The organism is Streptomyces sp. NPDC043812 (assembly GCF_056436245.1).
This window is the reverse complement of sequence record NZ_JBWKCY010000009.1, coordinates 204,694-217,347: the sequence shown is the minus strand read 5'-3', so window position 1 is coordinate 217,347 and position 12,654 is coordinate 204,694. Positions and strand designations below refer to the sequence as shown.

Below are 12,654 nucleotides of genomic sequence, written 5' to 3'. Positions count from 1 at the left end.
CCCACGGACCGCAAGATGGCGAGAGTTGAGCTATGAGCCGCAACCGGACAGTGCCTGACCACACCGAGGACTCGCAGGAGCGCACACCCAAGGGCGGGGCCGGAGCCATCCAGTCGGTGGACCGCGCCGTGAGCGTGCTGGAGATCCTTGCGCGGCACGGCGAGGCCGGCGTCACCGACATCGCCGACGAGCTGGACGTGCACAAGTCGACGGCGTTCCGCCTGCTCGGCGTGCTGGAGAACCGCGGCCTCGTCTCGCAGGCCGAGGGCCGCGGCAAGTACCAGCTGGGAGCCGGCATGCTGCGCCTCGCGGGGGCGGCGGCGATGCGTCTGGACATCTCCCAGGAGGGTGCGCCGGTCTGCCGGGAACTCGCCGACGAGCTCGGCGAGACCGTGAACATCGCCGTGCTGGACGACGACGCCGCGGTCAACATCATGCAGGCCCGCGGCCCGTCCTCCGTCACCGCGCAGAACTGGCTGGGCAGGCGCACTCCGCTGCACGCCACATCCAGCGGGAAGGTGCTCCTGGCGTACCTGCCCCTGACGCTGCGCGAGGGGCTGCTGGCGCGGACGCTGCCGCGGTTCACCGAGCACACGGTGACAAGTGCCGGAATGCTGCGCAGCGATCTGGAGGCGGTCGAAGGGCAGGGATACGCCCTGGCCACCGAGGAGCTGGAGCTCGGCCTGCACGCCGCGGCGGCGCCCGTACGCGCGCACGACGGCAAGGTGATCGGCGCGCTCAGCGTGTCGGGGCCCGCCTACCGGCTGGAACGGGACCGGCTGCCCGAGCTCGCGGCGCGTACGGTCGTGGCGGCGAACGAGCTGTCCCGGCGCATGGGGTACGGCTTGTGACACACGGCCGTGTCCGGCGGATCAGGACATGGGCCGAACAGCGCTCGCGAACGACGCGGGGCACGGGGAAACCCGGCCCCGCGTCGTCGTGTGTCGGGGGTGTTTCCGTGCCGGCTTCCGGATTTTCCCGTCGTTGACCCACGACTCCTTGACGCCATCGCGGCGACTCCTCACGATGTTTCTTATAGCGCAACCTGTCGTGCCCTGCGCAACAGGAGAGGAGTCTCGTCGTGCCACATGAGGTCCGTGCCGTCGTCGCCGTCAAAAAGGGCGCACCCGTCGAGGTCCACACAATCCTCGTGCCCGATCCCGGCCCTGGTGAGGTGCTTGTCTCCGTGCAGGCGTGCGGGGTGTGCCACACGGACCTGCACTACCGCGAGGGAGCCGTCAACGACGACTTCCCGTTCCTGCTCGGCCATGAAGCGGCCGGCACAGTCGAGTCCGTCGGTGCCGGCGTCGACGACCTGGCGCCGGGCGACTACGTGGTCCTCGCCTGGCGCGCCCCCTGCGGCGCCTGCCGCTCCTGTCGCCGCGGCCGCCCCTGGTACTGCTTCGACTCGCGCAACGCGAGCCGGCCGATGACCCTGCAGGACGGCACGCCGCTGTCGCCCGCGCTCGGCATCGGCGCCTTCGCCGAGAAGACGCTGGTTGCCGCCGGCCAGGCGGTGAAGGTCGATCCCGCCGCCCGGCCGGAGGCCGCAGGGCTCATCGGCTGCGGCGTGATGGCCGGCTACGGCGCCGCGGTGAACACCGGCAAGGTCGGCAACGGGGACACGGTTGCCGTGATCGGCTGCGGCGGCGTCGGCAACGCGGCCATCGCGGGGGCCTGCCTGAACGGGGCCCGCAAGGTCATCGCCGTCGACATCGACGACCAGAAGCTGAACCACGCCGAGAAGTTCGGTGCCACGCACACGGTCAACTCCCGCGGCACGGACCCCGTCGAGGCCGTACGCGCGCTGACCGACGGCTTCGGCGTGGACATCGCCATCGACGCGGTCGGCCGCCCGGAGACGTTCGAGCAGGCCTTCTACATGCGCGACCACGCGGGCGTACTCGTCCAGGTGGGTGTCCCCGATCCCGGGATGAGGATCGCGCTCCCGCTGATCGACCTGTTCTCGCGTGGTGGCGCCCTGAAGTCCTCCTGGTACGGCGACTGCCTGCCGAGCCGAGACTTCCCGATCCTCATCGACCAGTACCTCTACGGCCTCCTCGACCTCAATTCCTTCGTCACCGAGACGATCTCCCTGGAACAGGTCGAGAACGCGTTCGCCGCGATGCACCGCGGAGAGGTCCTGCGCTCGGTCGTGGTCCTGTGACCGACACTCCCTGTCGTCCCCACCCGTCTCAAGGAGGGGCATGTCCCACGCACCCGCACCCGGTCCCCGTGTCGTGGTCATCGGCGCCGGCATCGTCGGTTGCTCACTCGCCGACGAGCTGACCGCACGGGGCTGGACCGACGTCACGGTCCTCGACCAGGGGCCGCTGCCCGCGCCCGGCGGTTCCACGTCCCACGCCCCGGGGCTCGTCTTCCGGACCAGCCCGTCCAAGACGCTCAGCGATTTCGCCTCCTACACCGTCGAGAAGTTCGGCGCCCTCGAAGTCGACGGGCTGCCCTGCTTCAACCCCGTGGGCGGGCTGGAGCTCGCCACCACCGAGGAGCGGCTGGCCGACCTGCACCGCAGGGCCGGGTACGCCGCCTCCTGGGGCATCCGCGGCGAAGTGATCTCCCCTGCGCGCTGCAAGGAGCTGTGGCCGCTGCTCGACGAGAGCAAGGTCCTCGGCGGATTCCTCACCCCCGACGACGGTCTGGCCCGCGCCGTCCTCGCCTGCCGTGCCCAGAGGGAACGTGCGGAGCGGGGCGGCGCCCGCTTCCTGGGACGGCACACCGTCACGGGCATCGAGACGGAGAACGGCCGCGTCACCGCCGTCGTCACCGACCGCGGCACCTTCCCCGCCGACCATGTCGTCTCGGCCGCCGGCTTCTGGGGCCCTGTCATCGGCCGCATGGCCGGTGTCGACGTCCCACTGCTCCCCCTCGCGCACCAGTACGCGAAGACCCGGCCGCTGCCGGAACTGGCGGGGCTGAACGACCCCCGCACGGAGGCTTCCCGGCCCATCCTGCGATTCCAGGACCGGGACCTGTACTTCCGCGAGCACACCGACCGGATCGGCATCGGCAGCTACGCCCACCGGCCGCTGCCCGTCGACCCCTTCGTGGTCCCCTCGTACGACGACGCACCTGTGATGCCGTCCTCGTTCCCCTTCACGCAGGAGGACTTCGCCCCGAGCTGGGAGGACTGCGCCTGGCTCATGCCGGCGCTCGCGGACACCGAGGTGGGCGAGGGGTTCAACGGCGTCTTCTCCTTCACCCCCGACGGCATGCCGGTACTCGGCGAATCCCGTGTGCTGCGCGGCTTCTGGCTCGCCGAGGCGGTCTGGGTCACGCACTCGGCCGGTGTGGCGAAGGCCGTCGCCGAGTGGATGGTCGACGGGCGGCCGCAGACGGACGTCCACGAGTGCGACCTGACGCGCTTCGAGGACGCGCAGCGCTCCCCCGCGTACGTCGCGGAACGTGCTTCGCAGCAGTTCGTCGAGGTGTACGACATCCTGCACCCGCTGCAGCCCATGGAACGGCCCCGACCCCTGCGGGTCAGCCCCTTCCACGCCCGCCAGCAGGAGCTCGGGGCGTACTTCCTGGAGGGTGGCGGCTGGGAACGTCCGCACTGGTACGAGGCGAACGCCCCGCTCGCCGAGGGAATCGAACTGCCGCAGCGGGACGCCTGGTCGGCCCGCTACTGGTCACCCATCGCCGCCGCCGAGGCGAAGGCGACCCGCGAGAAGGTCGCCCTGTACGACATGACCCCGCTGCGCAGGCTGGAGGTCACCGGGCCCGGCGCGCTCGCCTTCCTGCAGCGCATGACCACCAACAACCTCGCCAAGAAGCCCGGCGCGGTGACCTACACCCTCCTCCTCGACGACAGCGGCGGCATCCGCTCCGATCTCACCGTGGCCCGGCTCGCGGCCGACCGGTTCCAGATCGGCGCCAACTCCCGTGCGGACGAGGACTGGCTGCTGCGGCACGCACCGGACGACGTGCAGATCCGCGACATCACCTCCGGCACCTGCTGCGTGGGCGTGTGGGGACCCCTTGCCCGCGAGCTGGTGCAGCCGCTCGCCCGGGACGACTTCTCCCACCAGGGCTTCGGCTACTTCCGGGCGAAGCAGACGCATGTCGGCCTCGTACCGGTGACGGCGATGCGGCTGAGTTACGTCGGCGAGCTCGGCTGGGAGCTGTACACCAGCGCCGACATGGGTCTGCGTCTGTGGGACACCCTCTGGGAGGCCGGCCGGCAGCACGGGGTGATCGCTGCCGGACGCTCGGCCTTCAACAGCCTGCGGCTGGAGAAGGGCTACCGCTCCTGGGGCCACGACATGACCGACGAGCACACACCCTACGAGGCGGGCGTCGGCTTCGCCGTCCGCAGGGACAAGGGCGACTTCGTGGGCCGCGAGGCCCTGGAAAAGGAGGGTGAGCCGCGGCGCCGGCTGACAGCGCTGCTGCTCGACGACCCGGCGGCCGTCGTCCTCGGCAAGGAGCCGGTGTACGTCGACGGGGCACCGTCGGGTTACGTGACCAGCGCGTCGTACGGCTACACGCTGGGCCGGTGCATTGCGTACGCGTGGCTGCCTCCACTGTCGACAGGCACGGCCGTGCATGTCGAGTACTTCGGCGAGAAGGTCCCGGCGACCGTGGCCGACGAGCCACTGTTCGACCCGGACATGAGCCGTATCCGCCGCTAGGAAGGTCACCAGGCATGTCACCCACCTATGACGTCATCGTCGTCGGCCTGGGCGGAATGGGCAGCGCCGCCGCCCACCATCTCTCCGCGCGCGGCGCGCGCGTGCTGGGCCTGGAGAAATTCGGCCCGGTCCACAACCGCGGCTCCAGCCACGGCGGTTCGCGCATCACGCGCCAGTCCTACTTCGAGGACCCGGCGTACGTACCGCTGTTGCTGCGCGCGTACGAACTGTACGAGGCGCTGGAACGCGACACCGGCCGGGACATCGCGACCCTGTGCGGCGGTGTGATGGTCGGGCGCCCGGAGTCCCGCACGGTGTCCGGCTCTCTGCTCTCGGCCCGGCAGTGGGGCCTGCCGCACGAGATGCTCGACGCCAAGGAGATCCGCCGCCGCTTCCCCACCCTCACCCCCGAGGACGACGAGGTGGCGCTCTACGAGGCGCGGGCCGGACTCGTCCGCCCCGAGAACACGGTCGCCGCCCACCTTCAGCTCGCCGCACGGTCCGGCGCGGACCTGCACTTCGAGGAGCCGATGCTGCGCTGGGAGCCGTACCGCGACGGCGTGCGCGTCCACACCGCCGAGGACACCTACACCGCCGGGCAGTTGGTGATCTGCCCGGGGGCGTGGGCGCCGCAGCTGCTCACCGACCTGGGTGTGCCGTTCACCATCGAGCGGCAGGTCATGTACTGGTTCCAGCCCGACGGCGGCACCCGTCCGTTCCTTCCCGAGAACCATCCCATCTACATCTGGGAGGACGCGAACGACGTCCAGTTCTACGGCTTTCCGTCGATCGACGGGCCGAGCCTGGGTGCGAAGGTCGCGTTCTTCCGCAAGGGCACCGTCTGCACTCCGGAGACCATCGAGCGGACCGTCCACCCGGACGAGGTCGCCGCCATGGCGGACCAGCTCTCCCACCACATCCCGTCGCTCCCCGGCCGGTTCCTGAAGGCCGCCACCTGCATGTACTCCAACACGCCCGACGAGCACTTCGTGATCGCGCGCCATCCGGGGCATCCCGACGCCGTGACGGTCGCCTGCGGGTTCTCCGGACACGGTTTCAAATTCGTCCCCGTCGTCGGCGAGATCGTCGCCGACCTGTCGCTGAACGGCACCACCGAGCACCCCATCGAGCTCTTCGACCCTCGCCGGCTGTCCGCCGCGCCCGCCTGAGGAGGCCGCCGTGACGACAACCCCCGTCTCCCCAAGCCTGATCGCGACGCTGCCCGGCAGCTTCTACACCGATCCGGAGATCTTCCGGCAGGAGCAGGAGCGGCTGTTCGAGTCGATGTGGTTCTGCGCCGTGCGCAGCGCCGACCTCGACAGGCCCGGAGCGTTCCGCACCGTGCAGGTGGGCCGCGAGAGTGTCATCGTCAGCCGTAACCGCAAGGGTGAACTGCGCGCCTTCCTGAACGTCTGCCGGCACCGAGGCGCCCGGCTGTGCACCGAGGAGTCCGGCGAGCTCCGGCGCAATCTGCAGTGCCCGTACCACGCCTGGACGTACGACCTGGACGGCAGGCTGATCGCCGCGCCGAATCTGGTGAGGATGCCCGACGTCGACCGCACCGCGTACGGCCTGGTCACGGTGGCGCTGCGCGAATGGCTGGGCTACGCCTGGGTGTGTCTGGCCGACGAGGCTCCATCGTTCGAGGAGACGGTGATCGGCGCGGCCGTGGAACGGCTCGGCGACGTCGCGTCCATCGACTGCTACCGCACCGAGGACCTGGTGCTCGGCAGGCGCATCACCTACGACGTGCGGGCCAACTGGAAGCTGATCGTCGAGAACTTCATGGAGTGCTACCACTGCGCGACGATCCATCCCGAACTCACCGAAGTGCTCCTGGAGTTCGCGGACGGCTACGCGGCGCAGTACTACGTCGGCCATGGCGCCGAGTTCGGCGACGGAATCAAGGGTTTCACCGTCGACGGCAGCGAGGGCTTCGCGAGACTGCCGGAGGTCGCGCACGACCAGGACCGCCGCTACTACGCGATCACTGTCAGGCCGACGGTCTTCATCAACCTCGTGCCGGACCATGTGATCCTGCACCGGATGTTCCCGCTCGCCGAGGACCGCACGGTCGTCGAGTGCGACTGGCTGTACGCGCCCGAGGTGGTGGAGTCCGGCTCGGACGTGTCGAGGTCCGTCGAACTGTTCCATCGCGTCAACGCCCAGGATTTCGAGGCCTGCGAGCGCACCCAGCCGGCGATGGCGTCGCGTGCGTACCGGTCCGGGGGTGTGCTGGTGCCTACCGAGCACCACATCGGCATGTTCCATGCCTGGCTGACCGAGCGGCTGGGGGCGTCGGTGCCTGATCCGTCCACTGTCGGGAAGGACGCCGGCCTGCGCCCCGAGGACCGGTGAGCGTTCCTCGGACAGGGACCGGGGCCGGGGCCGTTCCGGCCCCGGCCGCACGGCCGCTGCTACTCGAACGGCGCGGTGTCGCCCGCCCCTCGGCGCACGATCTCGAGTTCGCCGCCGGAGAAGTCGACGACCGTGGTCGGCTCGGTGCCGCAGTCGCCCGAGTCGACCACGGCGTCCACCACATGGTCGAGTCGTTCCTTGATCTCCCAGCCCTGCGTCAGCGGCTCGTCCTCGTCGGGCAGGAGGAGGGTGCTGGACAGCAGCGGCTCGCCGAGGTCGGCGAGGAGGGCCTGAGCGACGACGTGGTCGGGAATCCGTACGCCGACCGTCTTCTTCTTCGGGTGCAGCAGCTGACGCGGCACCTCCTTCGTCGCCGGCAGGATGAACGTGTAACTGCCGGGAGTGGCAGCCTTGATCGCACGGAACACGTCGTTGTCGATGTGCACGAACTGACCGAGCTGCGCAAAGTCCCGGCACACGAGGGTGAAGTGATGACGGTCGTCGAGGTTCCGGATGGACCGGATCCGGCTGATGCCGTCACGACTGCCCAGCCGGCACCCCAGGGCATAGCAGGAGTCCGTGGGGTACGCGACGAGCGCACCGGCCCGGATGCTGTCGGCCACATTGCTGATGGTGCGCCGCTGAGGATTCTCGGGGTGCACATCGAAGTACTTCGCCATCCGCCGAGCATAGAGGGACGCCCGATGCGTTCGCCTCGCCCTGGGCGTGCCGTCATCCGGCAATGACCGACGACCGGCCGGTGGCGGCTTCGAGCAACTCGGGCTCCTTCAGGGTGCGCAGCAGGAGCCATCCGAGTGCGGGCAGCGCGATCAGGGGTGCGAGGGCGTTCTGCAAGGTGGTGGCGTCGGCGAGCGTACCGATGAGCGGCGTGGCGAGGCCGCCGATGCTGATGGTCAAGCCCAGAGTGACGCCGCTGGCAGTGCCCACGCGCCCGGGCAGGTAGTCCTGGCCGAGGGTGATGTGCAGAGAGAAGGGCACGTAGAGACCGGCCGAGGTGAGGGCGACGAACACGTACAGCAGCGGGCCGGGGACGAGGACGACGCCGCCAACCGCCGGGACGGTCAGGGCGTAGGACCACCGGACGACGGGGATGCGGCCTCGGCGGCCCGCGAGCTTCCCACCGGCCACGGTTCCGACCGCGCCGCCGAGGTAGAGCACGAACAGCGCGGCCGTGCCCGACGCCTCCCCTCCCCCGGCGCGCTGACGTGCGTAGTGCGAGATGAACGTGCCGAGGCCGACGAAGACGATCGAGCGGCACACGACGGCGCCCGACAGCCTGATGAAGGACGCCCAGTCGTCCTGGCCGCCGGTGACCCGGCCGGTGCGGGCCGCCGCCGGAGCCGCGGCTGGGGTCTTCGTACCGGCCCTGATCCCCCGCAGCGCAGCCACGCACAACGCCGCGCCGACGAGGGCCGGGACGACCAGCAGTGGGGAGGCGTGCAGCCCTCCGGTGGCGATGACGGCGGTGACCATCAGGGGCGCGACGGCGAAGCCGAGGTTGCCCCCGAGGGAGAACCAGCCCATCGCGGCGTGGCTGCCGCCGGCGGCGTCACGGGCCACGCGGGCGGCTTCCGGGTGGTAGGCGGCGACGCCGATTCCGGACACGGCGACGACGGCGAGAGTGAGGGCGTAGGAGCCGCTGACGCCGGCGAGCGCCACGCCGAGCCCGCCCATCAGCGCGCTCACCGGAAGGAGCCACGGCATCGCCCACTTGTCGGTGAGCGCCCCGAACAGCGGCTGGACGACCGAGGACAGCAGGGAGGCGGCCAGCACAATGCCGGAGGCGGCGGCGTAGGTGTAGGCGCGCTCGGAGACGAGGAACGGCACGAGGGCGGCCACCGCTCCCTGGTAGATGTCCACACAGGCATGGCCCAGGGACAGGAGGGCGATGTGCTTGTTGCGGGCGGGCGGGTTCGTCGGCACTTCCCCATCGTTGCTACGGCACGACGTGGCGCGCTTCCGATAAAATGCCAATGAATGCCGGACATCCGCCACACGCCCGAGGCGCCCACCCGCGCCCAGTCACTCGCTCCGGGAGCGAGCATCGATGCGCACCGCCACGACGACCACCAGATCGTCTACGCGGGCTCCGGCGTTCTGGCCGTCACGACCGACAGCGGGACCTGGTTCGCACCCGGCACCCGCGCCATCTGGGTCCCGGCCGGCTGCGTCCACGCCCATCGCGCGCACGGCCACCTCGCCCTGCACCTGCTCGGCCTGCCCACCGACACCAACCTCTCGGACTCGACGCCCCCACGGTCCTCGCCGTCAGTCCGCTGCTGCGCGAATTGATCCTGGCGTACACCAGCGGTCCGCATGACGACACTCCCGAACGGCTGCGCCTGCGGGCGGTACTCCTCGACCAGCTGCGCGCCTCTCCGCAGCAGCCCGTCCAGTTGCCGGCCCCCACCGACCCCCGCCTCGCAGCCGTCTGCGGCCTTCTTCACGACAACCCTGCGGACGCTCGGACCCTGGCCGAGCTGGGAGCTGCGGCGGGAGCGGGTGAACGCACCCTGAGCCGCCTCTTCCGGCGCGAGCTGGGCATGACGTTCCCTCAGTGGCGCACCCAGCTACGCCTCTTCCACGCGTTGCGCATGCTGGCCGAGGACGGGCCGGTGACCACCGTCGCCCATCGGTGCGGCTGGTCCTCGACCAGCGCGTTCATCGATGTGTTCCGTCGCGCCTTCGGCTACACCCCCGGCACGCACAACCGCCGTTCCTGACCCGTGAGAACGAGGGCGATGGCTGCGGCCTCCCGAGGGACGACGGGCGTCGTCACTCCATTTCGAAGTCCTCGAAGTCGAAGCCCGGCGCGACCACGCAGCTGACCAGAACGGGTTCCTCGCCCGCCGGTTCGGCACTCTGCCAGATCCCACCGGGGACGAGGACCTGCGGACGTTCGCCCCGCTCGACCCCGTTCCCGAGCACAGCCTCGACGGCGGCCGCCTCCTTGGGGGCGGCGCCGTCGCCTCCCAGCCGCATCCGCAGGGGGCCGCCCCGATGCCACAGCCACAGCTCGTCCGAACGCACCCGGTGCCATCGGGAGACCTCACCGGGATGCAGCAGGAAGTAGATGCCTGTCGCATACGCCCGCACGCCGCCGTATCCCTCGGGTGTCGCTTCACCGGACGTCTTCCACGTCTCCCGGAACCACCCTCCCTCGACATGCGGTTGGAGGCCGAGGTGCTCCACAAGATCAGAGATGTGTGCCATGGACATATCCTTGCGCACCCCGCGCGGATGCCGGGCTACTTGCCGTCCCTGAGTGCGCCCCAGCCGTGCCAGCGGTCGATCTCGATCCATGCGCTGACCCGGCCGTTCTCCCGCTGGGAGTAGGCGTGGCCCAGATAGTGGTGCGACAGCCGGTCGATGTCGGCGAGACCTTCGTCGTCACGCAGTTCACCGACGCGGCCGACGACGGTCAGGTGGGTGTACCAGCTGTGCTCGTCCAGCACCGTCAGGGTGACGCGGGGGTCCTTGCGGATGTGATCCAACCGCTTGCGCCCCTGATCCATGTTGACCAGTACACGGCCGTCGTCCCAGAGGTACCAGGTGGCCGCGGAGACCGGCTGGCCGTCCGGCCGGAGTGTGGTGATCACCGCGGGATTGGGCTTGCGGAGCATGGCAACGGCCTGTTCCGGAAGTGGCGGCCTCGACATGGGTTCTCCTCGTCCTCGCTCGCCGGGCCGTGCGCCCGGCTCTCGCTGCTTTCTGTGCCCGGGTTGGACGCGACCATGCCGGGCGGCCGTCGCACCCGCGGCCACCTGGCGTAGCGACGCTACGTTCGTGGGTAGCGTTGCTACGCCTCAAGCGTTAGCGTTGATTCTGTCGGGTTGCGGACCGGACCCGCGGCCCTTCCGGAACAGGAGCAGCACCATGAGCGAGCAGCACTCCCCGCAGCGCCGGGTCGCGATCGTCACCGGCGGTTCGCGCGGGATCGGCCGCGAGAGCGCCGAGCGGCTGGCCGCCGACGGCTTCTCCGTCGTCGTCAACTACGCGGGCAACCAGGCCGAGGCAGAGGCGACGGTCGCGGCCGTCACCGGCGCCGGAGGGCAGGCCATCGCCTGCCGGGCCGATGTGGCGGACGAGCACGCGGTGGCAGCGCTCTTCGATGTCGCCGAGGACACCTACGGCGGCGTTGACGTGGTCGTGCACGCCGCCGGCGTGATGACCCTCGCCCCGCTGGTCGACCTCGATCTCGACGCGCTAGACCGTATGCACCGCACCAACGTCCGCGGCACCTTCGTCGTCGACCAGCAGGCCGCGCGGCGCCTGCGGGACGGCGGAGCGATCATCAACTTCTCCACGTCCGTGCTCGGCCTGGCCCTGCCCGGCTACAGCGCGTACGCCGCCACCAAGGGCGCCGTCGAGGCCGTGACGATGATCCTGGCGCGCGAGCTGCGGGGACGGGACATCACCGTCAACGCCGTCGCTCCCGGGCCGACCGCCACCGCCCTGTTCCTCGACGGCAAGGACGAGGAAACGATCGACCGCATGGCGAAGATGAACCCGCTCGAGCGCCTCGGCACCCCGGCAGACATCGCCGAGGTCGTCTCCTTCCTCGCCGGTCCCGCCCGCTGGATCAACGGGCAGGTGCTGCGCGCCAACGGCGGGATCGTCTGAGGCACGAGGCTCCCCGACGCGCTTGCCGTCACTTCCCGCATCTCCTTCAGCAGAGGAATTCCGTCATGGGCAAGACCATCGTCATCACCGGTGCCGGCTCGGGCTTCGGAGCCCTCACCGCCCGTTCCCTCGCCGACGCCGGACACACCGTCTACGCCGCCATGCGCAACACGACCACCCGCAATGCCGACCGCGTCGCCGATGCCCGCGCCTACGCCACCGACCACGGTGTCGACCTGCGCACCGTCGAACTCGACGTCCTCTCCCAGGAGTCGGCCGACGCCGCCATCGACACGATCCTGGCCGACACCGGCCGGCTCGACGTCGTGATCCACAACGCCGGACACATGGTCACAGGCCCGACCGAGGCCTTCACCCCCGAAGAACTCGCCGCCGTCCACGACACCAACGTCCTCGGCTCACAGCGCGTCAACCGTGCCGCACTCCCCCATCTGCGGGGCCAGGAGGAGGGCCTGGTGCTGTGGGTCGGCTCCAGCTCCACTCGCGGTGGCACGCCGCCCTACCTCGCCCCGTACTTCGCCGCGAAGGCGGCCATGGACGCCCTCGCCGTGTCCTACGCCGCCGAACTCGCCCGCTTCAACATCGAGACCTCGATCGTCGTCCCCGGCTCCTTCACCAGCGGCACCGACCACTTCGTCACGGGCGGACATCCCGCGGAGCGGACTCTCCTGCCCGCGTACGAGGAGCGCTACGCCGGGCTCATGGACCAGGTCTCAGGGCGCCTCGCGGCCCTCGCCCCCGCCGACGCCGATGTCTCCCAAGTCGCCGACGCCATCGTGCGGATCGTCGACACCGCACATGGAAAGCGCCCCTTCCGTGTCCACATCGACCCCGCCGACGACGGCAGCGAGACCGTCAGCGCCGTCGCCGACCACGTCCGCAGCGAGTTCCTCACCCGCATCGGACTGCACGACCTCCTCACACCGCACGTCCCCGGCAAGGAGTGAGGCGGCCCGCACCCGCGCCTACGGTGGTTAAC

The 12,654-nt window shown here is 70.4% G+C and carries 11 protein-coding genes and 1 pseudogene; 8 read left to right on the top strand and 4 right to left on the bottom strand.

Translation table 11 applies throughout. From position 1 onward, the window contains the following. Nucleotides 1-32 precede the first annotated feature (32 nt). The 5 genes from AC067Z_RS16130 to AC067Z_RS16110 all read left to right on the top strand — a co-directional run bounded on the left by AC067Z_RS16130 (nucleotide 33) and on the right by AC067Z_RS16110 (nucleotide 7,010). The gene (locus AC067Z_RS16130) at nucleotides 33-851 is read left to right on the top strand and encodes an IclR family transcriptional regulator (protein WP_478790130.1); all 819 of its coding nucleotides are present in this window, start codon (nucleotides 33-35) and stop codon (nucleotides 849-851) included. A gap of 230 nt (nucleotides 852-1,081) precedes the next feature. Next, on the top strand, nucleotides 1,082-2,167 hold the full coding sequence (locus AC067Z_RS16125; protein ID WP_478790129.1) for an S-(hydroxymethyl)mycothiol dehydrogenase: 1,086 nt from the start codon (nucleotides 1,082-1,084) through the stop codon (nucleotides 2,165-2,167). A 40-nt stretch (nucleotides 2,168-2,207) separates the two neighbouring features. Then, entirely contained in the window at nucleotides 2,208-4,652 is a 2,445-nt protein-coding gene (locus AC067Z_RS16120; RefSeq protein ID WP_478790128.1) for a GcvT family protein, read from the top strand. Between the two features lie 14 nt (nucleotides 4,653-4,666). Beyond that, a complete protein-coding gene (gene solA, locus AC067Z_RS16115; protein ID WP_478790127.1) occupies nucleotides 4,667-5,821 on the top strand; it encodes an N-methyl-L-tryptophan oxidase in 1,155 nt (384 codons plus the stop codon). A 10-nt stretch (nucleotides 5,822-5,831) separates the two neighbouring features. Next, a complete protein-coding gene (locus tag AC067Z_RS16110) occupies nucleotides 5,832-7,010 on the top strand; it encodes an aromatic ring-hydroxylating oxygenase subunit alpha (RefSeq protein WP_478790126.1) in 1,179 nt (392 codons plus the stop codon). 59 nt (nucleotides 7,011-7,069) lie between these two features. On the opposite strand, the gene AC067Z_RS16105 is transcribed toward AC067Z_RS16110, so the two are convergent. Further along, nucleotides 7,070-7,690 carry an L-threonylcarbamoyladenylate synthase gene (locus AC067Z_RS16105; protein ID WP_478790125.1) on the bottom strand — a complete coding sequence of 207 codons (621 nt, stop codon included), beginning with the start codon at nucleotides 7,688-7,690 and terminating at the stop codon, nucleotides 7,070-7,072. 52 nt (nucleotides 7,691-7,742) lie between these two features. Further along, nucleotides 7,743-8,954 (bottom strand): MFS transporter, encoded by a 1,212-nt coding sequence (locus tag AC067Z_RS16100; RefSeq protein WP_478790124.1) that lies wholly within the window; start codon nucleotides 8,952-8,954, stop codon nucleotides 7,743-7,745. Nucleotides 8,955-9,008: 54 nt separating this feature from the next. Between AC067Z_RS16100 and AC067Z_RS16095 the strand changes: the two are divergent. Beyond that, nucleotides 9,009-9,754: pseudogene (locus tag AC067Z_RS16095) on the top strand (helix-turn-helix domain-containing protein). 52 nt (nucleotides 9,755-9,806) lie between these two features. On the opposite strand, the gene AC067Z_RS16090 reads toward AC067Z_RS16095, so the two are convergent. Together AC067Z_RS16090 and AC067Z_RS16085 are read right to left on the bottom strand one after the other, a co-directional pair. Continuing rightward, the gene (locus tag AC067Z_RS16090) at nucleotides 9,807-10,244 is read right to left on the bottom strand and encodes a cupin domain-containing protein (RefSeq protein ID WP_478790123.1); all 438 of its coding nucleotides are present in this window, start codon (nucleotides 10,242-10,244) and stop codon (nucleotides 9,807-9,809) included. Nucleotides 10,245-10,279: 35 nt separating this feature from the next. Further along, nucleotides 10,280-10,690 (bottom strand): PPOX class F420-dependent oxidoreductase, encoded by a 411-nt coding sequence (locus tag AC067Z_RS16085; protein WP_478790122.1) that lies wholly within the window; start codon nucleotides 10,688-10,690, stop codon nucleotides 10,280-10,282. A gap of 217 nt (nucleotides 10,691-10,907) precedes the next feature. On the opposite strand from AC067Z_RS16085, the gene AC067Z_RS16080 reads away from it, so the two are divergent. Further along, nucleotides 10,908-11,654: an SDR family oxidoreductase gene (locus AC067Z_RS16080; protein ID WP_478790121.1), complete on the top strand. Its 747-nt coding sequence runs from the start codon at nucleotides 10,908-10,910 to the stop codon at nucleotides 11,652-11,654. A 65-nt stretch (nucleotides 11,655-11,719) separates the two neighbouring features. Further along, nucleotides 11,720-12,622, top strand: a complete 903-nt coding sequence (locus AC067Z_RS16075) for an SDR family NAD(P)-dependent oxidoreductase (RefSeq protein WP_478790120.1) — start codon at nucleotides 11,720-11,722, stop codon at nucleotides 12,620-12,622. Nucleotides 12,623-12,654: the final 32 nt, after the last annotated feature.